Source organism: Microbacterium meiriae, assembly GCF_032364335.1.
Taxonomy (GTDB): Bacteria; Actinomycetota; Actinomycetes; order Actinomycetales; family Microbacteriaceae; genus Microbacterium; species Microbacterium meiriae.
Map to the genome: position 1 here is coordinate 2,935,536 of NZ_CP133984.1, position 25,503 is coordinate 2,961,038.

Below are 25,503 nucleotides of genomic sequence, written 5' to 3' on the forward strand. Positions count from 1 at the left end.
GAAGCTCTACCCTCTCGACGCCCGCTCGACTGCTCCCGGTGCACCGCCGTCCAGCGGCGCCTCCTCCGCGGACGGCGTCCCGGCCAGCGCATGCAGGCGTCCGGCCCCTTCGACGTCGGGGATGATCGATGCCGAGAGCGTCGCGATCACCCCGACCACGGCGATGACGGCCGAGTAGATCACGACGGGCCAGAAGGCTCCCCCCGCCGCCGCGACCAGCGCCGTGCAGATGAGCGGAGCGAGTCCGCCGCCGAGGGTATTGGAGATCTGGTACCCGATGTTCACACCGGTGGTCCGCGCCTCAGGGTCGAACATCTCGGCGAGCATGGTCGCCAGCGTCGCCTGCATCGCGACGCCGAACACGACGAAGCCCAGGATCTGCCCCAGCCAGATCAACCACATGTTGCCCGTGCTGAACATGAGGAACGCCGGGTACACCATGGCGGCGAATCCCAGACAGCCGATGATGTACACGGTACGGCGCCCGATGCGATCGGAGATCGCGCCCCAGAGCGGAGCCACGAAGATCTGCAGGAGGCCGACCATCATGGTCCCGGCGAAGCCCATCCAGGCAGGGAGCTCCTCGTTGGAGACCATGAAGGCCAGACCGTAGGTGAGCACCACGTAGCCGGCGATCGACTGCGGAAGGCCGATGAGGACGCCCATGATCGCGTTCTTCGGATGCCGGAACGCCTCGACCAGCGGGTTGACCTTCTTGCCGACCATCGTGAGTTGCAGCGTCTGCGTCTCGGTGAAGGCATCCGACTCCTCGAGCTGACGACGCAGCACCACGGCGGCGATCGCGAGGACGATCGAGAGCACGAACGGGATGCGCCAGCCCCACTGCAGGAACCACGAGTCATCGGTGGCTCCGAGCGCTGCCATGAGCCCACCGGAGAAGACGTTGGCGATTCCCGCCCCGCTGATGAGGAAGGCCCCGTAGAGCCCGCGCTTGCCGGTGGGAGCCGCCTCGACCACCATCGTCGCCGCTCCCCCCATCTCCCCGCCGACGAAGAAGCCCTGCAGGAGCCGACACAGGAGCAGCAGGAGCGGGGCGGCGATGCCGATCGCCTGGTCGGAGGGGATGAGTCCGATGCCCGTGGTGGCGACCCCCATGCCGACCACGGTGCTCATCAGGACGACCTTGCGTCCGACTCTGTCACCGACGATCCCCCAGATGATGCCGCCCAGCGGACGAAGGAAGAACCCGACGGCGAACGTCGCGAATGACGACAGCTGCGCGACGACCGGGTCGTTCGAGGAGAAGAACACCGCAGGGAAGACCGCAGCCGCGGCCAGACCGTACAGGTAGTAGTCGTAGTACTCGATGATCGTGCCGATCGCACCGCCGGCGATCGTCTTGCGCTGCTTCGCCGTGAGTCGGCCCCGAGCCGCGGTCGTGGTCATCCCAGCCTCCTTGCCAGATGAGTCGCTGCCGGGCCGCGGTCGCCCCTCGACCACCGTCCCCGGCGTCGATAAACTAACAGGGGCAGAGACATTCTGTCTATGACTCGTACTTTTTGTTCAGCTTGAGGTGTTCACCGTGTTCCCAGTCCCCGCCGGCGAAGGAGCCGCCGCGTCGCTCCCGCTGCCGTCCCGCCAGCAGACCTACGAGAGCGCCGAGGAGGTTCTGCAGATGTACCGGCCTCTGCTGCCGGCGCTCGCTGCGGCGGCAGGACCCTCCGTCGAGGTCGTGCTCCACAACCTCGACGGGAACGACGTGGACCTCGGCCACACGATCGTCGCGATCGAGAACGGCCATGTCACGGGACGGGCCGTCGGCGGGCCCTCCACCTCGCTCGGACTCGACGTGCTGCGGGATCGGCAGAAGAATCACGACGCGTTCGGATACACCGCCCACACGAGCGACGGCCGGGAGCTCCGCTGCTCGTCCATCTACTTCCACAACCGGGAGGGCGACATCATCGCGTCGCTGTGCATCAACGTCGACGTCAGTCCGCTCCGCGAGGCCCGCAATCTGCTGGACGCGCTCCTGCCCGCCACCGCATCGGAGTCCGCGCCGAAGGAGCACTTCGGCACCGACCTCGTATCCGTGATGGATGCGATGATCACCGAGGCGATCCGGGACATCGGCAGGCCTGTCGAGGCGATGTCCCGCGACGACAGGATCAGCGTCCTGGAGCGCCTGGATCAGCGCGGAGCCACCCAGATGCGCAAGTCCGTCGAGGCGATCGCGAAGCGGCTCGGGATCTCACGGGTGACCGCTTACAACTACCTCGAGGAAGCCCGCGCCCGCTGAAATCGGCGACGCGCTGCCCGGGAATTGCTTTCCACCGACGCGGCGCTATGGTGAGGTCCATGACCCGGCGCGCCGCCTGTGCGGCGCGTCTTCCTATGCGAGGGGCAGAGGCGAAGCCATGTGGATGCGTCATCACCGAAGGGCGATCGCGAGCGTCACCGGTGCCGCGGCGATCGCGGCAGCGCTCGCCGGCTGCACGGCGATCCCCGCCGACGTCGACGGCACCCTCGACAAGGCCCGCGACGGCCAGATCCGGGTCGGGATCACGCACAACCCGCCGTGGACGGACACGACCGATCCGTCGGACCCGGCCGGGGTTGAAGTGCGCCTCGTGGAGGAGTTCGCCGAGACGCTGGACGCGACCGTCGTCTGGACCGTCGACAGCGAGGCGAACCTGGCCGAGCGGTTGCACGACCATGCCCTCGACCTGGCCGTCGGCGGGTTCACCGACGACACCCCCTGGGTCGAGAAGGCGGCGATGACCGTCCCATTCGACGACGCGACGACCGCGGGCGAGACGAAGAAGCACGTGATGCTCACCGTTCTGGGGGAGAACCGGTTCCTCACCACCCTGGAGACCTTCCTGCTCGAACGAGGAGACGCGCGATGAGGGCTCACCCCGACCTTCCGCCCGCGCAGCAGGACACCCTGCGTCGAGCGATCCGCTACGAGTGGTTCACGCTCGCGTTCCTCGCAGTGGCGATCACCGGCGTCTACCTCGTCATGGGCAGCTCGCAGGCGATGAAGGCCGCGTGGATCGAGGACCTGCTCTCCCTCGCCCCGCCGATCGCCTTCCTCGTCGCCGTCCGCATCATCGCGAAGCCGCCGACCGTCAAATACCCGTACGGGTTCTTCCGCTCCGTCGGTGTGGCCCACCTCGTCGCCGGCGTCGCCCTGTTCGCGATGGGCGCGTTCCTCCTGGTCGATTCCGTCATCGGGCTGGTGAGCGGCGACCGGCCTCCGATCGGGTCGGTCCAGGTGTTCGGCCACGTGATCTGGTCGGGCTGGCTGATGATGGGCATGATGGCGCTGACCATTCCGCTGCCGATCTACTTCGGGCGTGTGAAGATGCGCCTGGCCAAGGATCTGCACAACAAGGTCCTCTATGCCGATGCGGACATGAACAAGGCCGACTGGATGACCGCGGCCGGCTCGATCGTCGGGGTCGGCGGGATCGGGCTCGGGCTGTGGTGGGCGGACGCCGCCGCGGCGACCTTCATCGCGGGGAGCATCCTCTGGGACGGGTGGCGCAACACCCGAGCCGCGATCACCGACCTCATGGACACCAGGGCGACGACCTTCGACGACGAGAAGCCGCACCCCGACTCCCACGCCGTGCTGGACCACCTCCGCACCCTGCCCTGGGTCCGCGACGTCGCGGTGCGGACGAGGGATCAAGGCCAGTTCTTCCACGTCGAAGCGTTCATCGTGCCCGTCGACGATGCCCTGCCCTCCCTGGCCGACCTCGACCGCGCGCGCCAGGAGTGCCACGAGCTGGACTGGAAGCTCGTCGACGTCGTCCTCGTGCTCGTGCCCGAACTCGCCGACCATCTGACGCGGCGGGAGGACGAGGACGAGGCATCGTCAGCGCAGGTTCGCCCGTCGCCGCACCCGTAGCAGGGCACCCGCGAGCAGGAGACCGAGCCCGGCCACCGTCAGCGCGCCCGTCATCGGCGTCGGCCCGGAGGCGGCGAGCCCTTCGCCCTCACCGCCGCCCTCGCCGCCTTCCTCGCCGCCGCCGTTGCTCGGCGACTCGACGGGGTCGTAGGTGTTCGTCACGGTCACCGCCACCGGGGTGGTCGCAACGGCGTCCACCGTCACGGTCGCCGGTTCGATGGTCTGCGCGGCGAGCGTGACCGCGTCGTTGGCGCCGTCCGCGGACTCGCTGACCGTGCAGGTCGCGCCATCCGGCAGCCCGGAGAAGACGACGGGGTCGGCGGCCGTCGCTCCGGCGGGGACCGTGGCGGAGACGACGACGCCCGGTGCCGGGGCGGGCGTGCAGGCCAGGTCGATCGTGATGGCGCCCTGAAGTCCCGCGCCGTCACCGGTGATGATCTTCTGCACGGTGATCTCGCCGGAGGCGTAGGGCGTCGCCCGGACCCCGGCGCGGACCGGGAGCGTCGTCGTCTGCGCGAGGACCAGCTTCTGCGCTGCGGGTCTGTCCGAGGACTCCGGGTCGTAGAGATAGACCGTGCCCTGCGTCAGGGGCACCTGCGCCGTGATCCGGAAGCCGTTCACGGGTGCCGCGGGTCCGGTCCAGCGCGCCCAGAGCTGCGCCCCGGACGCGACAGCCGTGCCGACCGGAACGGGCTGGGTTCCGGCCTGATCGAGGAAGACCTCGACGCCCGCGGCGGCGTCGAGCGTGCCGCTGGCGGTGCCCGAGACGGTGAACGGTCCCACGATCGAGCCGTCTTCCGGGATCGTCGTCGTGCCGGGCTCGATGCCGAGCGTCGGCACCGACGGCTCCGGGAGACCTCCGCTGTCCAGCGCATCCTGGACGACAGCGGCCGTGGCGTTCCGGATGGTCGCGGTGGTGCCGGTGGCCAGGACGAATCCGTCGCTGAAGTACCAGATCGCGCTCTGCACGGCCGCCACCTGCTGGGCGAGGGTGAGCCCGGAGATCGGGTTGCTCGTGTCGAACGGGAAGTAGTTGGTGAGGATGTAGTTGATGTAGTCGAGGTTGGGCACGTTGGACTCGTCCCACTCGCCGATGTTGTAGCCCGCCCCGACGCCGGTCTCGGTACTGAAATCGATGCAGTACGCCGAGGCCGTCGCCCCCGAGACCGGATCGGCGATGGTGATCAGCTGGGGGCTCACGGCCTCCACGGAGGCCCCGGTCGCCGGATAGGGGCCGGGCGTGGGCCCCAGCGTCGTCAGCTCGCCGGTCACGTTCGTCGGGTACTGCGAGCCGGTGATGGTGACCTGCGTGAAGAAGCCGGCCCGCGGAAGCACCGGATCGGGATCCCACAGAGCCGATGCCGGGGTAGCTCCGAAGAGCACCATCGCCGCAGCGATGGCCGTCGCCAGAAGAGCCCCTGCCGTGCGCGTACGCGATCGCGTCGTCTCGGTGTGCATGGTGTCCCTCGATCTCGCCGATGATCCGAGTGACGGGTTCCCCGACCTGCGACAGCCCGCCGTTGGTCACCGACGATAGGCACAAGCTCCTTCAGCGAAAAGGGGCTGAGCGATGTTCACCCGGGTGAGTCCCGGGATTCTCGCGCAAGCGAGCACCCTCTCGCGCAGCGGAGCGCCCGCCGGGGGAGGGAGTTGGGTGGCAGGCGCTCCGTCGGCCGCAGCGCGACCGGCAAGGCCCCCCGAGTCGATCGGTGCAGCACGTTCAGGATGAACCATGCGTACGGCCCGCGCAACGGGTGTGTCCGTCAGTGTCCGTGCGCGAGCTGTTGGACGAGCACGACGATGCCGCCGAGCCCGACGAGGATCCCCAGGGCGATGAGCTGCTGCCATCCGCTCACTCCTGTCCGGCGGACGGCGACGTATCCGATGAGTCCGAGGATCGCGACGTAGACGATCGACGCGATGGTCAGCGCCGTCCGCAGCTCGATCCATCCGAGCACGGCGACGAGGAGGACGAGCAGTGGCACCGCCGCCGATCCCAGCGCTGTACCGGTGAGCCGCAGCACATCCCGCAGCTCGGACCCTCGGGGGAAGCTGCCGTGCGCCGCGAGATGGGCGACCAGATCGGCGGCGAAGCCCGCGAGGGCGATGGCGACGATGCCGACGAGCAGAGTCACCGTGGCCTGCAGGGCGCTGGTGTGCTCCACGTTGGAGTTCTGCACGAGCACGATGGCGAGGCCCGTGAAGGTGGCGTACACGCGCTCCTTGATTGCGGCGCGGTCGTGCTCGGGCCGAGCGGCATCGGAGTCCGGCGTGCTCATGGGCGGGATGCTATCAAGACAGCCCTGCAGACCGAAGATGGAGACGCCCCCGGACCGCCGAGCTCCTCGCGTCGACATGGTAGCGAGTCACCGGGGAACGATGCCAAGGGGTCGATCCGCCGGGGAGCCGGGATCATCATGGCGGCATGAGCGCTTTCCTGTCCCGGGTCTTGGCCATGGTCCTTCGAGCGGCCATGGCGGCCATCCTCGTCGTCCGACGTCCTCGGCCGATCCACGCGCACGGTGCCGTCTTCGACGGGAGACTGGTGATGCGGCCCCATCCCGGTTCCGGCATCGCGGGGATCGACGATCCGCACGCCGCTGAGGTGCCCGTCGTCGCCCGAGTCTCGCGCTCGATCGGACTGCCGACGTGGGCGCCCGACGTCTACGGGCTCGGTCTGCGTTGGGCGCAGGGCGATGACGAGGTCGACCTTCAGCTGGCCTCCACGGGCATCGGCGTGCCCGGTCGCTTCCTGCTCCTCCCCCGTCTGACGCCGACCCGAGCGACCCTCAGCAGCGTTGTCCCATACCGGACGCCGAGCGGGCCGATCATGCTGTGCGCGCGCACTGTGCCGTCGCGCAGGCTTCCTGGCGGGCTCCGCGAGCTCCGCCGAGCAGTCGACATCGAACCGTGGGAGCTCCGGTTGTACTTCGCCTCGCCGGGTGGGAGGTGGCGCCCGTTCGCCGACGTGCGGCTCGAGTCACCCCACACTGAGGACGACGCGAATCTGCGCTTCGACATCGATCGGCGCCCACTCCCTGGGGCGGAGACGTATCCCTCGGTGCGCGCGCTGCGCCGACCCTCGTATCGCCTCACGCAGGGGTGAGTCCCTCATGCGCGCTCGGTGCCCGCGTCAGTCCAGACGTTCCGAGAGCTCGGCAGTGATCCTCCCGACCTGAGTGCGCGCCTCGGCCAGGCGCGCGACGTCTTCCGTGAGGGACGCCAGCATCGGCGTGGTAGCCCCGTGCCTGCGGGCGAGCTGCAGATTCGCGCGCAGGTTCAAAGAGGCCCCGGACAGCCCGCCATGCAGAGCCTCCGTCGCGACGGCGAGATCCACCGCGAGATGCGGGTTGCCGTCGTCCGAGAGCGTGCGCGCTTCGGGGAGCAGAGCGAGGGCGAGGCGCCCGAGCCTCGCGACCGACTGCGCGGCGTCGACGGCCGCTGCACGGACGCGCTCCTCCCGCGCCCCATCGTCCGTCGGCAGAGCGAGCGCGGCGCCGAGATCCGCCGACACCGGTCCGTCCGCTTCGACCGCCCGCAGGATCTCGGCACGAAGGCGCACGAGGCGGTCGGCGCTCTGGACGGCGGCGGGCTCATCGGTGGTGTATGCGGCCACCATGGACATCAGGGCGGCGCTCAGGCCGAGCATCACTCCCGACGCCGCTCCTCCGCCCGGCGATCCGGTGGGCTGGCTCAGGGCATCGAGCCATCCATCCATCGGGCGTGATGTCGGGACGTCTGGGGAATCCGTCATGCCGGTCAGACTATCGGCGCGCCGTGTGCGCCGTGCGAGGGTCGGGAGTGAGGCACGGTGTCTCGTGCAGCTCGCGACGCGACGCACCTGTCACGATACGAGCCTCGTCCTCTCTCTACGATGGAGTCGTGCAGCTCGTCGACACCCTCTCCGTCGTCGGCGAGGTGCTGTCCTGGATCGGCCTCGGTATCGGCGTGCCGCTCCTCATCGTGGCCCTGCTGATCCGGCTCGTCGAGGGGCAGTGGATCCCCGTCGAGATCGCCGTGATCGATCGGGACGGCCGCCCCACCGCTCGCTGGTTCGCAGGCGGCGACTTCCACGAGAGACCGCTGCGCCGCAGCGAGCCCACGGCCACCACCGATGGATGGCTCGACGGGTTCCACAGCTCGAACGACCCGACCCGCATCCGGATCGGTGAGCCGCCGCATCTGCGTCGGGTCCTGCGGACTGTCGGGGTCGTCTTCGCCGCGGTCGGTGCCGCCGGCCTGATCGTATCGTTCCTCCCGCTCGTCCTCTGACTCGGGCCGCTGGTCCGTCACGCCATCGACGGGCGCTCCGGGAGACCTCGGCCGAACGAGTCCAGCGCCGCACGGTACGCGGCGGCGTCGCTCCGCACCTCATCGGTGACCAGGAGCGCATACGGTCCGATCTGCCGGACGTACGTCCCCCGGCACGGCAGCGTCGCCACCTTCCCGAGGCCCCGACGCCAGGCGTCGGCGAGCGTTGCCACGTCCCGGTGTTCAGGGCTGTCCGCGAGTGTCGTGCGGTTCGTCGCGAGGTGCGCGTCGGAGCCACGCCGCTCCCATTCGCGGTAGGCCGCGTCGTCGAAGACATCGTCTCCGAACTCATCCCGCGCCGTGGGGCCGACGAGCTGGCCGAGCAGCGTCTCCCGCTCATCCGGGCCCATCGTCGGATCGAGGGCGCGGTCGAACAAGGCCCGATCCGGCTCCGTCGCGGCGTGCGCGACAGCCTTGTCCCAGATCCGGGGCCAGACCTCCGCCCAGTGCTCACGGGTCTGCGCGTCCACGGGCCGCTCCGCCTCCGCTGGTCGGTCGACCAGGAGCGGCGGGAGCGCGTCGTCGACGGGGACCAGCCCGTGCGCCTCCCGGACCCAGAGCAGTTCGAGCAGGGCGTGAGGGCGATCGTCGACGGTGATGATCATGTCGTGCGGCCACGGGTCCCCCGGGATCGGGGTCATCGATCGCATGCGCCCTCCGCTCCCCTCGTCGGCTGACCGGCGCCGCGGAGCACCGGGCCGACGACCCCTCGCAACGCGCTGACGCCCTCGTCGTGTTCGGTGTTCATCGGCCACCCCTCCCCCGGCTCGCCCCTCATCTTCGCATCCTCCGATCGCGTGGAGCCGTGGTCACCGAGAACGACGCTTTCGTCGCGCGATCAGGCTGTGGCTAGGATCGCCCCGTGAGCCAGATCATCCCGTCACCTCGTCGCCGAGCCTTCGGATGTGGGGTCGCGGCCACCGTCGTGGCGCTCGTGGGGATCGTGCCGACCGCAATCGTCTTCGTCTTGGCGGGGACGACGGACCCGAACTACGGATGGCTGTTGTTCCTCACGCTGCCGCTCGCGCTCCTCTTCGGTGGCATCGCCCTCATCCTCGGCGTCATCGGGCTCGTCTTCGCCCGTGCCGACCGCGGCGGCTACGCGTGGCCGGTCGCGGGAACCGTACTGGGGGCCGTGTCGGTCCTTCCCGCCGCCGCGTTCCTCATGGGTGGCTGAACCGCCGCGAACAGGGCGTCAGCTAGCCCCGACAACCCTCGCCCTCACTGCTTCCTGAAAGAGAGCCCTCGTGCGCCGGAACCCGCCCGCCAACAGACTGATGCTCGCGATGGCTGTGGCCCTGGCGGCGTTCTTCGTCTGGGGGACACTCGTGCGTCCCCTGGTCGAGGGCGAGCCGCCTGTGGCGACATCGCTGGTGTTCGCGACGGGGGTACTGCTCGCGGGTCTGATCATCTGGATCGTGCTCGGACGCATCCAACGACTGCAGCGCACCCAGCGGCGAGCACTGCGGGAGCGCGAGCCGCAGGCGCGAACCTTCGGCTCCTACGCGCTCAACGGTGTTGCAGCCTACCTGTCACGTGCGATCCCCCTCCTCGCACTCGGCCCCGCCCCCCGCGGCCTGTTGACGGCGAGCCCCACGGGCGTCATCGACCCTTCGGGGTTCCGGGTGGTCCGCGGCGGGGACCGTCTCCTCACCGCATACAGCGTGCCGCGGGATCGGATCCAGGGCGTGACGAGAGGTGCCATCCAGGAGGGCGCCTTCCTCTACCCGACCCTCGAGATCGTGGTCTCGCAGGGAGCGGGACAGGCCACGATCCCGGTCCCGGTGACCAGGGACGACGCGCCGCTTCGCCGGGAGTCACCGGACGGCATGGACCGTTTGATCTCTGACGCGGCACGCATCTGGGGCGTTCCGGTGCTCGGCGACGGCGCCTGACGCGAGCGACTCCGCGACCGGAATCGACGCGCGAGCGCGGGCCGGTAGAGTACGGGAAACAGGGGGGAACATTTTGTCTGACGAGTCCATGGCGCAACGGCGCGACTACAACCCCGGACCGCGAGTGGGGATCACCTTCTCCACCTTCGACTTGCTGCACGCAGGGCACATCATGATGCTCGCCGAGGCGAAGCGGCAGTGCGACTACCTCATCGTCGGCCTGCAGATGGATCCGACCCTGGACCGCCCGGAGAAGAACGCGCCGACGCAGACGGTCGTGGAGCGCTACATCCAGCTTCGCGGCTGTCAGCACGTGGATGAGATCGTGCCGTACTCGACGGAGCAGGACCTCGAGGACATCCTTCGGTCCTTCAAGCTCGATGTGCGCATCGTCGGGGATGAGTACCGCGATCGGGACTTCACCGGCCGCGCGTACTGCGAGGAGAGTGGCATCGAGCTCTACTTCAACAGCCGAGACCATCGGTTCTCCAGCTCGGGCCTCCGGAGGATCGTCGCGGAGAAGGAAGCGGAGCGCGCCGCGGGTCACTGACCCGCGTTCTGCCTGTGGCGACCTCCGGTCATCGAACTCCGCGAAGAACAGGTGACGGATGCGCACATCGACAGCGTGGGGGTTGATCGCAGCGATGACCGCGGTCTCGCTCGTCGCCCTCGGCGTCGTCATGACCTACCGCTTCGCGACTCCGCTCGTCGATCCTGCCCCGCCGACGCCGGACTACAGGGTCCAAGCGCTCGTCGCCGGCGTGACGATGGCGGCAGTGGTGGTGGGTGGCCTCGGCGCGGGCGTGTACGCAACGAAACGCCAGGTCGCCCGAGGTCGCGTCGTCGGTTGGACGGCCGCCGCGATGCTCGCGGGCACTGTCCTGGGAGCGGTTCTGGCCTTCGTCCTGAGCGCACGCTGAGGTTCGGGCTCCCGCGATCTCTGCCGGAACACGAAGGATGCCCCTGCGTCTTATCTCACGCCCGCCTCACGAGATCACGGTGCCTGAACCCGCACGTCGCGAGCGACCCCATCAAGCTGCGCCGCCGCGTCGAGGAACCGCCGAACAGTGCGTCGCCCCGAACCTGGTGCGGCGCCACACGGCGTGGCGCCGCACCACGGACTCAGAAGTCCCAGTCGTCGTCTTCCGTGGCCTCGGCCTTGCCGATGCCGTAGCCCAGGTTCATCCAAGGTGAGCGAAGAGGACATCGACCTCGTGAAGATCCTCGCGGTCGCTGTTCGACCACTCACGACGGTCGAAGTCGTCGTCCGGGTCGGGCTCCCATACTTCATTCAACCGCTCCCGGACTCTCTCTTGCACGTCCACAAATTCGACCGGGAAAGACTCGAGTACGCTCTGCAAAGCGTGGAGCAATTCAAAATCCGAATCGTACCCGTCCCTGTCGGGATCATCGAGGGCCCATTCGATGCTCTCGACAAGCATGGCTTCGAGATGTGACTCCACCCCAGACTCGCATTCGCGCTCAAACTCGTGAGCCGCTGAGATGTCGTGCATCCCAATCTCATCATCGACCCATACTCGGCGAACTTCCGTGGCGAGAATCTCCGCCTCACTCGCAGTCAGCAACGGCTCAAGCGCCCAGTACGCCCGAATACGCGCGTCAACATCTGACTCCTCACGCATGAAATCATGCGTGAGCTTCAGTATGTCGGTTGTCGCGCTAACCCGACCCCTGTGAGCATGATCATCCAGAACGCCCATGCCCATGGCAACGAGCCGTAGACCGTCTAGTCCTCGAGACCGCCTCAGAATCGGCACGAAGAACTCATCGACTGCTCCCAAAAGAGCCACCCGGCTTGGAACCTCAAGATCCTGCCACGGCCTGGAGGCGCGGATTCCCTTGCCACTCAGCATTGCGAAGAGGACTGCGATCGATGAAGGTTCTGCTGATTGCAGGTGCGCCCTGAAAGCTCGAAGATCTGAAAAGAGTCGCGATAGTAGAAAGTCTCTGATGCTTGGGTTTTTTGCCGAGAACTCATATTCTCCGAACGCGTCTCGGTCAACATCAATAAAAATACCCTCGAGGACGTCTACGTCAGAGTCAGTTACCACCGTAGATTCACCCCACGCCGATAAAACCGATTGCGCAGTCGCACTTGCACTTGCCTTAGAAGTATCCGTCAACCCGACACAGATCGCTAACGCCAGCGCTCTCTGGGCACTGGAGAGCTCCACCTCGTACACACTGTTCCACAAGGCAGAGGGCGAGTTCAGCGAACTCAACATGAACTCCGCAAACCCTGCGCCCTTCGACCCACCCCCAAGTGCTTGAGCAGCGGACACAATCGACTCGATCAGACGAGGATTGTAGTTGGGGTGCCTAATCACTCGGAGATAGGCGCGATTGCGGATAATACTTCGCCTAGCGGCCTGCCCTGGCCCGGAGTAGTAAATATGATTGAACAGGATATGTCCGCGTTGAAACGCGTTGTACGTACTGACATCTACAACAACGTTTGAATCGAGAACGCGGGCAGTTCGCAACTTACTATAGGTGCTTTGAGCTGCAGTCAGGATGTACTGACGCGTGGTCAGAATCATCTTGTGTGATTTCGAATCGCGTAGTCGCTGCGCTAGTAAGTCGAGGGAGTGATCCTCACCCTTCGACAGCTTCTCCATAAGGCTTGTTTGACCGAGAAAGTCGTCGTACAGAAACAGCTGCTTCGCACCGGGCTGCCACACGTTCTCTATCTCCGAGGCATTCCGAACGTCGAAGACCTCGTAGCCGTCCGCAGCATATGTCAGAGCTACCGATTCTGCGAGTGTAGTCTTCCCCACCCCGGGAGGACCGGTGATGATCGACATCCCGTACTTCCCTAGCGATTCGTGCACGAACTGAGTCGCGTCACTCGTAACGAATAGTCTCGCCCGCCTTGCGGCGCGCTCGAGAAAATATCGTTGCCGCTCGTATACTGCATGATGCAAAACAGTCTTTAGCACCGCCAGGCTCGAAACGTATAGCTTCACGTGCAGGCGCTCAACCTCACCGTGACGATCGAGAAGGTTCTCGAGATCCTCACATGCAAGAATGTGCTCTTGCCGCAGCTTCTGTTTCCCAAATATTGCGGCGATTGTAGCTTTCGCTCCCGGGCTCGCGCGCGCTGTTGTCGCTAGCCAGTACTCGCCAAGGTCGCTTGAAGCCACCTTTCTAGCTTCACGCTCCAGCTTCGACTTAAGCTGAAGGAGCGTTCGTCCCGGCGAGTGCTTACACTGGACGGTACGCAGTGCGCCAGCGCGCAGAAGCCGGACGTCGACCCCACCATCCGGCCCAGGAGAGAACGACTCGAGCCTCTCCTTCCATTCGGCTTGAAGAAGGTCCCTAACTAGACGCTCAAAGTCGTATGAAGAGAGCGATTCATATGCGCGCAATTCCGCACCCGCGGTTCCTCAGAAGTCCCAGTCGTCGTCTTCCGTGGCCTCGGCCTTGCCGATGACGTAGGACGAGCCCGACCCACTGAAGAAGTCGTGGTTCTCGTCCGCGTTCGGGGAGAGCGCCGACAGGATCGCCGGGTTCACGTTGGTGACGCTGGAGGGGAACATCGCCTCGTAGCCCAGGTTCATGAGGGCCTTGTTGGCGTTGTAGTGCAGGAACTTCTTGACGTCCTCGGTCAGGCCGACGCCGTCGTAGAGGTCCTGCGTGTACTGCACCTCGTTGTCGTAGAGCTCGTAGAGCAGCGAGAACGTGTAGTCCTTGAGCTCGTCCTTGCGCGCCTGGTCGGCCGTCTCGAGTCCGCGCTGGAACTTGTAGCCGATGTAGTACCCGTGCACGGCCTCGTCGCGGATGATGAGGCGGATGAGGTCGGCCGTGTTCGTCAGCTTCGCCTTCGACGACCAGTAGATCGGCAGGTAGAAGCCCGAGTAGAACAGGAACGACTCCAGCAGCGTCGAGGCGACCTTGCGCTTGAGCGGGTCGTCTCCCTGGTAGTAGTCCATGATGATCTGCGCCTTCTTCTGAAGGTTCGCATTCTCCGTGGACCAGCGGAACGCCTCGTCGATCTCCTTCGTCGACGCGAGCGTCGAGAAGATCGAGGAGTAGCTCTTCGCGTGCACCGACTCCATGAACGCGATGTTCGTGTAGACGGCCTCCTCGTGAGGCGTGATCGCGTCAGGGATCAGCGACACCGCGCCGACGGTGCCCTGGATCGTGTCCAGGAGCGTGAGCCCGGTGAACACCCGCATGGTGAGCAGCTGCTCGTCGGGGGTGAGCGTGTTCCACGACTGCACGTCGTTCGACAGCGGCACCTTCTCCGGCAGCCAGAAGTTGTTCACCAGACGGTTCCAGACCTCGAGGTCCTTGTCGTCCTGGATGCGGTTCCAGTTGATCGCCTGCACGCTGGAGACCAGCTTGAGCGGGGAGTGAGGAGTCATTCTTGTCCTAGTTCCTGGGTCACTGAGCCTGTCGAAGTGTCAGAGCATGCACGAGACGCACTCGGTCATGTCGGTGCCCTCGAGCGCCAGCTGACGCAGACGGATGTAGTAGATCGTCTTGATGCCCTTGCGCCATGCGTAGATCTGGGCCTTGTTGATGTCACGCGTGGTGGCGGTGTCCTTGAAGAACAGCGTCAGCGACAGACCCTGGTCGACGTGCTGCGTGGCCGCGGCGTACGTGTCGATGACCTTCTCGTAGCCGATCTCGTACGCGTCCTGGTAGTACTCCAGGTTGTCGTTCGTCATGAACGCCGCCGGGTAGTAGACGCGACCGAGCTTGCCTTCCTTGCGGATCTCGATCTTCGAGGCGATCGGGTGGATCGAGGAGGTCGAGTTGTTGATGTAGGAGATCGAGCCGGTCGGCGGCACGGCCTGCAGGTTCTGGTTGTAGATGCCGTGCTCCTGGATCGACGCCTTGAGCTGGACCCAGTCCTCCTGCGTCGGGATGTGCTTGCCCGCGAAGAGCTCCTTGACCTTCTCGGTCTCCGGCACCCAGGCGCGGTCGATGTACTTGTCGAAGAACTCGCCGGACGCGTAGGTGGAGTCGGCGAACCCGTCGAACGTCGTGCCGCGCTCGATCGCGAGCTGGTTCGAGGCGCGCAGCGCGTGGAACAGCACGGTGTAGAAGTAGATGTTCGTGAAGTCGACACCCTCCTCCGAGCCGTAGAACACGTGCTCGCGGGCGAGGTAGCCGTGCAGGTTCATCTGGCCGAGGCCGATCGCGTGCGACCGGTCGTTGCCGTCCTCGATCGAACGGACCGAGCCGATGTGGCTCTGGTCGCTGACCGCGGTGAGCGCGCGGATCGCGGTCTCGACCGTCTGGCCGAGGTCGTCGGCGTCCATCGACAGCGCGATGTTCATCGAGCCGAGGTTGCAGGAGATGTCCTTGCCGATCTCCTTGTACGACAGGTCGTCGTTGTAGGTGGTCGGCGTGTTCACCTGCAGGATCTCGCTGCAGAGGTTGGACATGTTGATGCGCCCCTTGATGGGGTTGGCCTTGTTGACCGTGTCCTCGAACATGACGTACGGGTAGCCGGACTCGAACTGGATCTCGGCGACGGTCTGGAAGAACTCGCGCGCGTTGATCTTGGTCTTCTTGATGCGCGGGTCGTCGACCATCTCGCGGTACTTCTCGGTGACCGAGATGTCGCCGAACGGGACGCCGTAGACCTTCTCCACGTCGTACGGCGAGAACAGGTACATGTCCTCGTCGTTCTTGGCGAGCTCGAACGTGATGTCCGGCACCACGACGCCGAGCGACAGCGTCTTGATGCGGATCTTCTCGTCGGCGTTCTCGCGCTTGGTGTCGAGGAAGCGCATGATGTCGGGGTGGTGGGCGTTGAGGTACACCGCACCCGCACCCTGACGCGCGCCGAGCTGGTTGGCGTAGCTGAAGCTGTCTTCGAGGAGCTTCATGACGGGGATGATGCCCGAGGACTGGTTCTCGATCTGCTTGATCGGGGCACCCGACTCGCGGATGTTCGACAGCAGCAGGGCCACGCCGCCGCCGCGCTTGGAGAGCTGCAGCGCGGAGTTGATGCCGCGGGCGATCGACTCCATGTTGTCCTCGATGCGCAGCAGGAAGCAGCTGACGAGCTCGCCGCGCTGCGCCTTGCCCGCGTTGAGGAAGGTCGGGGTGGCCGGCTGGAAGCGACCGGAGATGATCTCTTCGACGAGGTTCATGGCGAGCTTCTCGTCGCCGTCCGCGAGGGCGAGCGCGGTCATCACGACGCGGTCCTCGAAGCGCTCGAGGTAGCGCTTGCCGTCGAAGGTCTTCAGCGTGTAGCTCGTGTAGTACTTGAACGCGCCGAGGAACGTCTCGAAGCGGAACTTCTTCGAGTAGGCGAGGTCGTTGAGCTTCTGCACGAAGTCGAACGAGTACTTCTCGATGACGGCGCCCTCGTAGTACTCCTTCTCCACGAGGTAGTCCAGGCGCTCCTTGAGCGAGTGGAAGAACACCGTGTTCTGGTTCACGTGCTGCAGGAAGTACTCCCGCGCGGCGCGCTTGTCGGCGTCGAACTGGATCTTCCCGTTCGCGTCGTACAGGTTCAGCATCGCGTTGAGGGCGTGGTAGTCCAGACCCTCGTATGCGGGGTTCACCTTGAATGCCACTGTCTCGGTCACTGAAGATTCCACCGTCGTTCCAATCCGTCGCTCACGCGATCCACGTCGTCCTGTGTGCCGAAGATCTCGAGCCGATACAAGTGAGGCACGTGACACTTGCGGCTGATGATGTCGCCGGCGAGGCAGAACGCGTCGCCGAAGTTGGTGTTGCCCGCGGAGATGACCCCGCGGATGTGACGCCGGTTGCGCTCGTCGTTGAGGAACCGGATCACCTGCTTGGGCACGGCCCCCTTCTCGACCCCGCGCCCGGCACCCCCGCCGTAGGTGGGGGTGACCAGCACGAAGGGCTCGTCGATGACGAGGTCCTCTTCGGTCCGGTGGAGGGGGATGCGTCGGGCGGGAAGCCCGAGCTTCTCGATGAAGCGCGCGGTGTTACCCGACACGCTCGAGAAGTAGACCAGGAGCGGCGCTGCGGTCGCGACGGCGCTCATAGCTCTCTCCTTGGGTTCCTGAGCCTGTCGAAGGGCCGGGTCGGTGAGCCTGTCGGACTACGCCAGGCGCGACGCGAGCTCGTCGATCTTGTCGGGACGGAAGCCCGACCAGTGGTCCTCGTCGGTGACGACGACGGGCGCCTGCATGTAGCCGAGCGCCTTGACCTGCTCCAGCGCCGTCGGGTCCTCCGACAGGTCGTGGATCTCGTACTCGATGCCCTTGGCATCCAGGGCACGGTAGGTCGCGTTGCACTGGACGCAGGAAGGCTTGGTGTACACCGTGATCGACATCTGAACCCCTCAAATCTCTGGTTTCTCCGGCAGACCTCCGCCGGGATCTCAATACTACATATAGGGACGGACATTCGGTGCGACCACAAGGGGTAGTAGTTACATCCGTGTAGTTTTTCCACCGCTCTCTACAGATACAACACAGGTTGTCCACCGTTTCTTCCACAGGCGGACCCCCTCTCCCGGGGTCGGCGACCCGCGGGAAATCGCGGCTGGGAGGAGCCTGGGAGAGATCCATCCACAGGAGGCACCGTACGAGGGGCATCCGACATCCCCAGGCCTGTGGAATTCGCCCGTCGGCGTGTCCACGGCGTGTCGCGGCGTGTCCATCCCCGGCCCATCGCACCGACGTCCCCGCCGCCCGGTACCGTTGTCGGGTGGCGGGCTATCGGGATCTTCTTCGCACGCCGGGAGTGGGCCGCATGATCGCCGCCCAGCTCACCGCGCGCTTCCCCAACGGGATGATGTCCTTGGCGATCCTGCTGCACGTCGAGCAGCAGACCGGATCGTACGGATCGGCGGGCCTCGTGCTCGCCGCGACCAGTGTCGGCCAAGCGGTCGCAGGCCCCATCACCAGCCGGTGGATGGGCGCCTGGGGCATGCGACGCGTGCTGACCCTCACCCTGTCCGTCTGCGTCATCGCAGTACTCGGCCTGGGACTGCTGCCCCTCTCGGTCCCCGGCTACATGGCTCTGGGCATGATCGCCGGCCTCTCGACGCCGCCGGTGCAGGCGGCCGTCCGCACCATCTACCCCAAGCTCGTGAACGCCGGTCAGCTCACCCCGCTGTTCTCCCTCGACGCGTCCCTGCAGGAGATCATCTGGGTGCTGGCCCCGGTCGTCATCACCCTCGTCTCCACCCAGGTCGGCACCATGGAGGGCCTGCTGCTGGTGGCGATCGTCCTCGTCGCCGGCGGTGCGTGGTTCATCCTCTCCCCCGAGGTCGGCCGCGTGCGCATCCCGCGCAGCCGCAACGCCCTGGGCACGGTCGTGCTCAAGCCGCCCGTGCTCCTCGCGACCGTCATCGGATTCCTGCTCATCGGCGCCTGCTCCGCGGTCGAGGTCGGCGTGGTCGCGACGTTCGAGCACGGCAGCCTCGCGGCGGGTCTCGTCCTCGCGGTCTTCTCCGCCGGCAGCCTGGCCGGCGGCCTCGCCTTCGGCCACATCCCGATCGGCCCCTGGGCGATGGCGCGCCGCCTGCTCATCGTCACGGTGGGCCTCGCCCTCACGATGGTCATGCTCAACGTCTACTGGCTGGGCGGCACGCTCATCCTCGCCGGCATCGGCATCGCCCCCGCCCTCGCGGTGCTGTTCGCCATCACCACGGCCAGTGTGAAGTTCAGCGAGACCGCCGAGGCCTTCGGCTGGGCGGGCACCGGGCAGCTCATCGGCGCCGCAGCCGGATCGGCGGTCGCCGGCTTCCTCGTCGACGTCGGCGACTGGCGCGGTGCGTACCTGGCCGCCACCATCTTCGCGGCGGTCGGACTGCTCGTCTCCATCGTGTTCGTGCGGTCCTTCCCCGATCTGCGTCACCGCGACGCCAGCCCCCATCCCGATACCGAGCCCCTGGCGGTCACCCCCTCATGAGCCCCTCCGTCCCGTCCTCCTCCCCCGCCATCGTGTGCGTCGGCGAGTCGATGGCGCTGATCACGCCGACCGGCGCCGACCTCGCGACCGCCGACACCGCGTCGATCACCCACGCGGGTGCGGAGGCGAACGTCGCCGTCGGCGTCGCGGCCGCCGGCCACCGGGCCGTCTGGGCCTCCCGTTTCGGCGACGATCCTCTCGGCCGCCGCCTCTCCACGGAGCTGGAGCAGCGTCGCGTCGAGCTGTGGACCGAGCTCGACGCGGAGGCGCCGACCGGCGTGATGTTCAAGGATCCCGGCGTGGAGTCCTCGGCGGTCTACTACTACCGTCGCGGCTCCGCGGCCTCCCGCATGGCACCGGGATTCCTGTCGCCGGCGCAGCTCGCCGGCGTCCGTATCGTGCACACCACGGGCATCACCCCGGCGCTGTCCGCGACCTGCCTGGCGATGGTCGACCGGCTCTTCGCGGACGCGCGCACCGCCGGAGCCGTCGTCTCCTTCGATGTGAACGACCGCCGGGCGCTGTGGAGCCCCGAGGAGGCGGCCGCGACCCTCGCGCGCCTGGCCGACGCCGCCGACATCGCCTTCGTCGGCCGCGACGAGGCCGAGCGCATCTGGGGCACCGCGACGGCCGCGGAGATCCGCGCGCACCTTCCGCACTGCGGTCTGCTCGTCGTCAAGGACGGCGACGTCGGCGCCACGGCCTTCGCCGGCGACGCGGACCCGGTCTTCGTGCCCGCGCCGACCGTGGACGTGGTGGAGCCCGTCGGTGCGGGAGACGCCTTCGCCTCCGGGTTCCTGGCCGCGACGCTCGCCGGCGCCGACCTCGAGACCCGCCTGGCCGCAGGACACGAGGCCGCAGCGCGAGTGCTCCGCATCGCGGCCGACCTGCCGCCCCTGGAGCCGGCGCGCTGACTCCGCCCGCCGCGTCCTGGCGCGGTCGTAGGCTGGTGCCATGCCCGCTCCCGTCACCCTCCCCCACCTGAGCTGGGGCGATCCCGCGGCGGGGCGACACGCCCTTCTCGTGCACGGTCTCGGCTCGTCCGGCGCACTCATGTGGCGGCTCGGCGATGCTCTCGCGGCGGCCGGTTGGCACGCGACGGCGGTGGACCTGCGCGGCCACGGCGACGCCCCGCGGGCCCTCGACTACTCCGTCGCGGCGTATGCCGCGGATCTCGTCGCGACGCGGCCTGCCGGTTCGCGCACCTGGGACGCCGTCGTCGGGCACTCGCTCGGCGGGGCGGCCGGTACGGTGGCCGCCGCCGACGACACGGGCTGGACGCATCGCCTGGTCCTCATCGACCCCGCGATCCACGTCGACCAGCGAGACGCGGCCATCGTCCGCCACAGCCAGGAACGCGCCTTCGCCGACAACCGCCTCGACGCCGTGCGGCAGGAGCATCCGCACTGGCACCCGCAGGACCAGGAGCTCAAGGTCGACGCCGTCCGGCGGGCGAGTGCGTGGGCGGTCGAGCAGACCAGCGCCCAGAATCAGCCGTGGGACGTCCGCGGACACGCGGCCCGCCTGACCGTGCCCACGCACGTGATCGGCGGCGACCCCGCCGTCTACAGCATCTTCGCCGGAGCCCTCGCCGACGAGGTGCTCGCGAGCAACCCCCGCATCTCCCTGTCGGTCGTGGCCGGCGCCGGCCACTCGGTGCATCGCGACCGCCCGGAGGAATCGATCCGACAGCTCCTGGAGGCTCTGGCATGAACGACTTCGACCCGTCGGCGTATCTTCCCGACGACCTGCTCGACCGCATCCGCGAACGCGCGCCGATCCACGACCGGGAGAACACCTTCCCCCAGGCCGACCTCGACGAGCTCCGCGCAGCCGGCTACCTGTCCATCCTCGTGCCCCGGGAGCGCGGTGGCGCGGGACTCGGCCTGGAGCAGGCGGCCGTCCTCCAGCAGCGGCTCGCCGGCGCCGCGCCCGCAACGGCCCTGGCGATCAACATGCACCTGGTCTGGACCGGCGTGGCCAAGGTCTTCTCGGATCGCGGGGTCCCCGGTCTCGAGTTCGTGCAGGACGGCGCCGTGGCCGGAGAGGTCTTCGCGTTCGGCATCAGCGAGGGCGGCAACGACCTCGTGCTGTTCGGGAGCGACACGGCGGCGGCCCCGGACGGCGACGGCGGCTACGCCTTCACCGGCACCAAGATCTTCACCTCGCTCGCCCCCGTGTGGACGAAGCTCGGGCTGCACGGCCTCGACACCACGAGCCCGGACGCGCCGAAGCTCGTGTTCGCCTTCGTCGACCGCACCTCCGCGGTCACCACTGCGGATGACTGGGACACCCTCGGCATGCGGGGCACACAGAGCCGGACCACGCGGCTCGACGGCGCCGTCGCGGATGCGGCGCACGTGGTGCGGCGCATCGACCCGGGACCCAGCCCGGACCCGATCGTCTTCGGCATCTTCTCCGTCTTCGAGATCCTCCTCGCCTCCGTCTACACCGGCATCGCGCGCCGGGCCCTCGAGCTGGCCGTGGCGACGGCGCACCGACGTCGCTCCAAGAAGAACGGCACCGCGTACAGCCAGGATCCGGACATCCGCTGGCGTATCGCCGACATGGCCCTCGCCTACGACGCGCTCCCGCCGCAGATCGCCGCCCTCGCCCGCGACGTGGATGAGCGCACGGACCGCGGCGCCGGCTGGTTCCCCGCGCTCTCGGGAGTCAAGCACCGGGCGGTGACGATGGCCAAGCAGGTGGTCGACGAGTCGATGCTGGTGGCCGGTGGCGGCTCGTACTTCTCCGGCAACGAGCTCTCCCGGCTGTACCGCGACGTCCTCGCCGGCGCGTTCCACCCCTCCGATCCCGAGTCGGCGCACGCCACAGCGGCGAGCGCCTGGCTCGGCCCGATCGAGGCCTGATCGGCGCACGCGGACCCCGTTGTCCGCGATCGTCCGCAGTGCCAGGATCACACCATGGCACCGTCGAAGAAGGACCACACCCTCGACGCGATCTCCAAGACCATCGTCGAGATGCTGCAGGAGGACGGCCGCCGCTCGTACTCCGAGATCGGCCGCATCGTGGGGCTGAGCGAGGCCGCCGTCCGCCAGCGGGTGCAGCGCCTCACCGAGTCGGGCATCATGCAGATCGTCGCGGTGACGGATCCGATGCAGCTCGGCTTCCACCGGCAGGCGATGGTGGGCGTCAAGGTCGCCGGCGACGCGCGGGGCGTGGCCGAGGCGATCGCCCACATCGACGAGGTCGACTACGTCGTGATCACGGTCGGATCGTTCGATGTGCTCGTCGAGGCGGTGTGCGAGGACGACGATCATCTGCTGGCGCTCGTCAACGACCGCATCCGTCCGATCCAGGGCGTGGTGTCGACGGAGACCTTCATCTACGCGAAGCTCCAGAAGCAGCAGTTCGCCTGGGGCACACGCTGACCGTCCCGCTCAGAGCGGCGGCGCCGTATCACGACGGCGGGCGAGCAGGGCGAGGTGCAGGGCGGCGAGGGTCTCCCCGTCGTCCAGATCCGCGCCCAGCAGGTCGCCGATGAGCGCGAGGCGCTGATAGAACACCGAGCGGGAGAGGTGGCTCGCGGCCGCCGCGGCGGAGCGGTTGCCCGGGTGCGCCACGAGAGCGGCGAGCACGGCGAGCAGATCGCCTCGGCGATCCCTGTCGTGACGCACGAGCGGATCCAGCATCTGCTCGCTGTGCGCCTGGAGTCGCCGATCGTCGCGCAGGGCGGACACGAGGCGCTCGAGCGGCCGGTCGGCGACGCGGCGGACCGGCGGCACGTCACCCCCGGACGGCCGCGCGGCGAGGTCGAGCGCGGCACGGGTCGAGGCCAGGAGTCCGAGCACGCCTTCGGCGCTCGGACCGAGGATCGCGGGCGCACCGCCGGAGAGGTGGCGGACGGCCGCATCGGACAGGGCGCCGACGCCGGTCGCGACGAGCAGCACCACGTCGGCGCCGCGCCGCGAGCCCACCGCAGCCAGACCGGCCGCACGCGCACGGGCGACCAGCCGGTCCGATGCCTCGTCGGTGCGGAACACGAGCCCGGTGCCGGTGGTGCCCGCGAGATCCAGCCCGAGCCGCCGGAGCCGGACCTCGACATCCTCCTCACGGGCGAAGCGCGCGCCGAGGAGATCCTCGATGAGGCTGCGGTGCGCGAGCACGGTCCACGCGCCTTCCCCGTCGGCGAGGCAACCGAAGGCGAGGGCGGTCGCCCCCAGCTCCAAGACGGTGGCGCGACCGGCGGGATGCGGTGGACCGTCCGCCGCGATGAGCCAGCCCCAGCGCACACCGCGCGCCTGCACCGGCACCCGGTCACCGCCATCCGGGCCGGGCGGACGGAGAGCCTGGCCGACCGGAACGCGGAGAGCTTCGACGGCGACGACCTCTCCTGCCAGGTTCTCGAGGTGGACGGGGACGTCGAGCGCACGGGCGACCTCCGACACGATGAGGTCGGCCGGTGCGCCACGGAGGCTGAGGGCGGTGAAGAGATCATGCAGACGCTGCCGTTCGCGGAGCGCCGCGGTCTGCGCTTCGATCAGCGCCCGGTGCACGGCCTCGGTCACCGCGACGAACTTCACCTCCACCGCGAGCGCGACGAGGGCGAGACCGGCGGCGGCGCAGGACTCGATGACCGCGTCCGGGACGCGGGACATCCGCGGGCCGAGTTCGATCACGATGCCCGAGACCCCGATCGCCGCCAGCTCCGCCACGAGCACGCGCAGTGCTGCGGTGCCGGTCGGCCAGGCGGCGCCGGTCGTGAGCAGCAGCTCGCCGCCGTCGAGCAGGCGGGCGACGTCGGCACTGTCCGAGACGTGGACCCACCGCACCCCGGCCTCGAGTGCCGGGCCGCCGACGAGGACGGTCGGCGCTCCCTCCTGGACCGCGGGAAGAGCGAGGACGTCCCCGACGCGCAGCGCCGACGGGCGCCGATCCGGACGGTCTGTCCGACCGAAGAAGAACTCCTGACGCTCTGCCACTCTGCACGGGCTCCGTTCTCTGTGAGCATGGGCCGAGCCCCAGCGTAGCGACCCTCGGTCAGAGTGTGCGATACGCGACCCACTGCGAAGGAGCGCCTGTGGACACCGTCCGTCATCTCATCAACGGCACCGAGACGGCCGCTGCGGCGCGCCGCGGCCCCGTCTTCGACCCGGCCACAGGAGCCGTCACGAAGGAGGTCGCCTTCGCCTCGGCCGCCGAGGTCGACGCCGCCGTCGCCGCCGCGGCTGCGGCACTCCCGGCGTGGCGGGAGACGAGCCTCATCAAACGCGCCGACGTGTTCTTCCGGCTCCGCCAGCTCCTCACGGAGCGCACGGACGAGCTGGCGGCGATCGTCACGTCCGAGCACGGCAAGGTCCTGTCCGACGCGGCCGGCGAGGTGTCCCGGGGCATCGAGAACGTCGAGTTCGCGGCCGGCCTCGTACATCTGCTCAAGGGCGAGCGCAGCGAGCAGGTCGCCCGCGGGGTCGACGTGCACTCCGTCAAGCAGCCGGTCGGGGTGGTCGCCGCCATCACCCCGTTCAACTTCCCGGTCATGGTGCCGCTGTGGATGGTCGCCTCGGCCATCGCCTGTGGCAACACCGTCGTCCTCAAGCCCAGTGAGAAGGATCCGTCCGCCGCGGTGTGGCTCGCACGGCTGTTCCACGAGGCGGGCCTGCCGGACGGCGTCCTCAACGTCGTGCACGGCGACCGGGAGGCCGTCGACGCGCTTCTCGACTCCCCGCGGGTGCAGGCGGTGAGCTTCGTCGGATCAACGCCCATCGCCCGGGCGATCTACCAGCGGGCGTCTGCCGCGGGGAAGCGCGTCCAAGCGCTCGGCGGCGCGAAGAACCACATGGTCGTGATGCCCGACGCCGACATCGACGCGGCCGCCGACGCCGCCGTCTCCGCGGCCTACGGCTCCGCGGGCGAACGCTGCATGGCGGTGTCCGTGCTCGTGGCGGTGGGCGACATCGCCGACGACCTCGTCGCCGCGATCGCCCGTCGCATCGACGGCCTCTCGATCGGCCCCGGCACGGACCCGGCGAGCGCGATGGGCCCGCTCATCACCGCGGAGCACCGTGATCGCGTCGCCTCGTATGTCGCGGGAGCCCCCGGAGAGGGCGCCAGGGTCGTCGTCGACGGCACGAGCGCGGAGTTCGACGGCGACGGCTTCTTCCTCGGCGTGAGCCTGATCGACGAGGTCACCCCTGGCATGCGCGTCTATGACGACGAGATCTTCGGCCCGGTCCTGTCCGTCGTGCGCGTGGGCTCCTACGCGGAGGCCGTCGCGTTGGTCAACGCGAACGCCTACGGCAACGGCACGGCGATCTTCACGCGCGACGGCGGGACGGCACGGCAGTACGAGTTCGACATCGAGGTCGGCATGGTCGGCGTCAACGTCCCGATCCCGGTGCCCGTCGGCGCGTACTCCTTCGGCGGGTGGAAGGACTCCCTCTTCGGCGACGCGCACATCTACGGCCCGGAGTCCGTGCACTTCTACACGCGGTCGAAGGTCGTGACGACGCGGTGGCCCGACCACACCCCGTCGCAGATCGACCTCGGCTTCCCGAGCAACCACTGACGAGGAGCGATCAC

The 25,503-nt window shown here is 68.0% G+C and carries 26 protein-coding genes; 15 read left to right on the top strand and 11 right to left on the bottom strand.

The features are described 5' to 3' along the window. Nucleotides 1-6: 6 nt before the first annotated feature. The gene (locus RI211_RS14370) at nucleotides 7-1,407 is read right to left on the bottom strand and encodes an MFS transporter (protein WP_259954045.1); all 1,401 of its coding nucleotides are present in this window, start codon (nucleotides 1,405-1,407) and stop codon (nucleotides 7-9) included. A gap of 136 nt (nucleotides 1,408-1,543) precedes the next feature. Here RI211_RS14370 and RI211_RS14375 point away from each other — a divergent pair, with 136 nt between their 5' ends. The 3 genes from RI211_RS14375 (at nucleotide 1,544) to RI211_RS14385 (ending at nucleotide 3,877) form a co-directional block, all read left to right on the top strand. Then, nucleotides 1,544-2,260 (top strand): helix-turn-helix transcriptional regulator, encoded by a 717-nt coding sequence (locus RI211_RS14375; protein WP_315638338.1) that lies wholly within the window; start codon nucleotides 1,544-1,546, stop codon nucleotides 2,258-2,260. A 124-nt stretch (nucleotides 2,261-2,384) separates the two neighbouring features. Further along, entirely contained in the window at nucleotides 2,385-2,870 is a 486-nt protein-coding gene (locus tag RI211_RS14380; RefSeq protein ID WP_315638337.1) for a transporter substrate-binding domain-containing protein, read from the top strand. Beyond that, nucleotides 2,867-3,877 carry a cation efflux transmembrane domain-containing protein gene (locus RI211_RS14385; protein ID WP_259954052.1) on the top strand — a complete coding sequence of 337 codons (1,011 nt, stop codon included), beginning with the start codon at nucleotides 2,867-2,869 and terminating at the stop codon, nucleotides 3,875-3,877. The genes RI211_RS14380 and RI211_RS14385 overlap by 4 nt, the downstream gene beginning before the upstream one ends. Here RI211_RS14385 and RI211_RS14390 read toward each other — a convergent pair. Next, entirely contained in the window at nucleotides 3,845-5,335 is a 1,491-nt protein-coding gene (locus RI211_RS14390; protein WP_315638336.1) for a thioester domain-containing protein, read from the bottom strand. The genes RI211_RS14385 and RI211_RS14390 overlap by 33 nt on opposite strands. A gap of 305 nt (nucleotides 5,336-5,640) precedes the next feature. Beyond that, nucleotides 5,641-6,156, bottom strand: coding sequence for a hypothetical protein (locus RI211_RS14395; protein ID WP_315638335.1), 516 nt, complete (start codon nucleotides 6,154-6,156; stop codon nucleotides 5,641-5,643). Between the two features lie 146 nt (nucleotides 6,157-6,302). Here RI211_RS14395 and RI211_RS14400 point away from each other — a divergent pair, with 146 nt between their 5' ends. Further along, complete coding sequence (locus tag RI211_RS14400) at nucleotides 6,303-6,983, top strand: hypothetical protein (RefSeq protein WP_315638334.1); 681 nt, start codon at nucleotides 6,303-6,305, stop codon at nucleotides 6,981-6,983. 27 nt (nucleotides 6,984-7,010) lie between these two features. Here RI211_RS14400 and RI211_RS14405 read toward each other — a convergent pair whose 3' ends face one another. After that, nucleotides 7,011-7,631, bottom strand: coding sequence for a cyclodeaminase/cyclohydrolase family protein (locus RI211_RS14405; RefSeq protein ID WP_315638333.1), 621 nt, complete (start codon nucleotides 7,629-7,631; stop codon nucleotides 7,011-7,013). 128 nt (nucleotides 7,632-7,759) lie between these two features. Here RI211_RS14405 and RI211_RS14410 point away from each other — a divergent pair, with 128 nt between their 5' ends. Further along, nucleotides 7,760-8,149, top strand: coding sequence for a hypothetical protein (locus RI211_RS14410; protein WP_315638332.1), 390 nt, complete (start codon nucleotides 7,760-7,762; stop codon nucleotides 8,147-8,149). Between the two features lie 17 nt (nucleotides 8,150-8,166). On the opposite strand, the gene RI211_RS14415 is transcribed toward RI211_RS14410, so the two are convergent. Beyond that, nucleotides 8,167-8,838 (bottom strand): hypothetical protein, encoded by a 672-nt coding sequence (locus RI211_RS14415; protein ID WP_315638331.1) that lies wholly within the window; start codon nucleotides 8,836-8,838, stop codon nucleotides 8,167-8,169. Nucleotides 8,839-9,050: 212 nt separating this feature from the next. Between RI211_RS14415 and RI211_RS14420 the strand changes: the two genes are divergently transcribed. The 4 genes from RI211_RS14420 to RI211_RS14435 all read left to right on the top strand — a co-directional run bounded on the left by RI211_RS14420 (nucleotide 9,051) and on the right by RI211_RS14435 (nucleotide 11,003). After that, the gene (locus RI211_RS14420) at nucleotides 9,051-9,365 is read left to right on the top strand and encodes a hypothetical protein (protein ID WP_315638330.1); all 315 of its coding nucleotides are present in this window, start codon (nucleotides 9,051-9,053) and stop codon (nucleotides 9,363-9,365) included. A 109-nt stretch (nucleotides 9,366-9,474) separates the two neighbouring features. After that, nucleotides 9,475-10,083 carry a hypothetical protein gene (locus tag RI211_RS14425; RefSeq protein WP_315638329.1) on the top strand — a complete coding sequence of 203 codons (609 nt, stop codon included), beginning with the start codon at nucleotides 9,475-9,477 and terminating at the stop codon, nucleotides 10,081-10,083. A 73-nt stretch (nucleotides 10,084-10,156) separates the two neighbouring features. After that, on the top strand, nucleotides 10,157-10,633 hold the full coding sequence (locus RI211_RS14430) for an adenylyltransferase/cytidyltransferase family protein (protein ID WP_259954064.1): 477 nt from the start codon (nucleotides 10,157-10,159) through the stop codon (nucleotides 10,631-10,633). Nucleotides 10,634-10,691: 58 nt separating this feature from the next. Continuing rightward, nucleotides 10,692-11,003 (top strand): hypothetical protein, encoded by a 312-nt coding sequence (locus tag RI211_RS14435; RefSeq protein WP_315638328.1) that lies wholly within the window; start codon nucleotides 10,692-10,694, stop codon nucleotides 11,001-11,003. Nucleotides 11,004-11,264: 261 nt separating this feature from the next. Here the strand turns inward: RI211_RS14435 and RI211_RS14440 are convergent, their stop codons facing one another. The 5 genes from RI211_RS14440 to nrdH are packed head-to-tail and all read right to left on the bottom strand — an operon-like array spanning nucleotide 11,265 to nucleotide 17,377. Beyond that, nucleotides 11,265-13,472, bottom strand: coding sequence for an nSTAND3 domain-containing NTPase (locus RI211_RS14440; protein WP_396654952.1), 2,208 nt, complete (start codon nucleotides 13,470-13,472; stop codon nucleotides 11,265-11,267). A gap of 18 nt (nucleotides 13,473-13,490) precedes the next feature. Continuing rightward, on the bottom strand, nucleotides 13,491-14,471 hold the full coding sequence (gene nrdF, locus RI211_RS14445) for a class 1b ribonucleoside-diphosphate reductase subunit beta (RefSeq protein WP_060922463.1): 981 nt from the start codon (nucleotides 14,469-14,471) through the stop codon (nucleotides 13,491-13,493). A gap of 39 nt (nucleotides 14,472-14,510) precedes the next feature. After that, nucleotides 14,511-16,655 carry a class 1b ribonucleoside-diphosphate reductase subunit alpha gene (gene nrdE / locus RI211_RS14450; protein ID WP_315638326.1) on the bottom strand — a complete coding sequence of 715 codons (2,145 nt, stop codon included), beginning with the start codon at nucleotides 16,653-16,655 and terminating at the stop codon, nucleotides 14,511-14,513. Continuing rightward, nucleotides 16,652-17,086, bottom strand: a complete 435-nt coding sequence (gene nrdI, locus RI211_RS14455; protein ID WP_315638325.1) for a class Ib ribonucleoside-diphosphate reductase assembly flavoprotein NrdI — start codon at nucleotides 17,084-17,086, stop codon at nucleotides 16,652-16,654. The genes nrdE and nrdI overlap by 4 nt, the downstream gene beginning before the upstream one ends. A 57-nt stretch (nucleotides 17,087-17,143) precedes the next feature. After that, nucleotides 17,144-17,377: a glutaredoxin-like protein NrdH gene (gene nrdH, locus RI211_RS14460; protein ID WP_017202656.1), complete on the bottom strand. Its 234-nt coding sequence runs from the start codon at nucleotides 17,375-17,377 to the stop codon at nucleotides 17,144-17,146. Nucleotides 17,378-17,754: 377 nt separating this feature from the next. Here nrdH and RI211_RS14465 point away from each other — a divergent pair, with 377 nt between their 5' ends. From RI211_RS14465 to RI211_RS14485, 5 genes are read left to right on the top strand one after another with little or no spacing between them, the layout of a single operon-like run. Continuing rightward, nucleotides 17,755-18,963: an MFS transporter gene (locus RI211_RS14465; protein WP_259954066.1), complete on the top strand. Its 1,209-nt coding sequence runs from the start codon at nucleotides 17,755-17,757 to the stop codon at nucleotides 18,961-18,963. Beyond that, nucleotides 18,960-19,877 (top strand): sugar kinase, encoded by a 918-nt coding sequence (locus RI211_RS14470; RefSeq protein WP_315638324.1) that lies wholly within the window; start codon nucleotides 18,960-18,962, stop codon nucleotides 19,875-19,877. The genes RI211_RS14465 and RI211_RS14470 overlap by 4 nt, the downstream gene beginning before the upstream one ends. Nucleotides 19,878-19,917: 40 nt before the next feature. Further along, the gene (locus RI211_RS14475; protein ID WP_315638323.1) at nucleotides 19,918-20,676 is read left to right on the top strand and encodes an alpha/beta fold hydrolase; all 759 of its coding nucleotides are present in this window, start codon (nucleotides 19,918-19,920) and stop codon (nucleotides 20,674-20,676) included. Beyond that, nucleotides 20,673-21,833 carry an acyl-CoA dehydrogenase family protein gene (locus RI211_RS14480; RefSeq protein ID WP_315638322.1) on the top strand — a complete coding sequence of 387 codons (1,161 nt, stop codon included), beginning with the start codon at nucleotides 20,673-20,675 and terminating at the stop codon, nucleotides 21,831-21,833. Before RI211_RS14475 ends, RI211_RS14480 begins: the two co-directional genes overlap by 4 nt. 54 nt (nucleotides 21,834-21,887) lie before the next feature. After that, nucleotides 21,888-22,355 carry an Lrp/AsnC family transcriptional regulator gene (locus RI211_RS14485; protein WP_315638321.1) on the top strand — a complete coding sequence of 156 codons (468 nt, stop codon included), beginning with the start codon at nucleotides 21,888-21,890 and terminating at the stop codon, nucleotides 22,353-22,355. 9 nt (nucleotides 22,356-22,364) lie between these two features. Here the strand turns inward: RI211_RS14485 and RI211_RS14490 are convergent, their stop codons facing one another. Then, on the bottom strand, nucleotides 22,365-23,906 hold the full coding sequence (locus RI211_RS14490) for a PucR family transcriptional regulator (protein ID WP_315638320.1): 1,542 nt from the start codon (nucleotides 23,904-23,906) through the stop codon (nucleotides 22,365-22,367). Nucleotides 23,907-24,004: 98 nt separating this feature from the next. On the opposite strand from RI211_RS14490, the gene RI211_RS14495 reads away from it, so the two are divergent. Next, nucleotides 24,005-25,489, top strand: a complete 1,485-nt coding sequence (locus RI211_RS14495) for a CoA-acylating methylmalonate-semialdehyde dehydrogenase (protein WP_315638319.1) — start codon at nucleotides 24,005-24,007, stop codon at nucleotides 25,487-25,489. Nucleotides 25,490-25,503 lie beyond the last annotated feature (14 nt).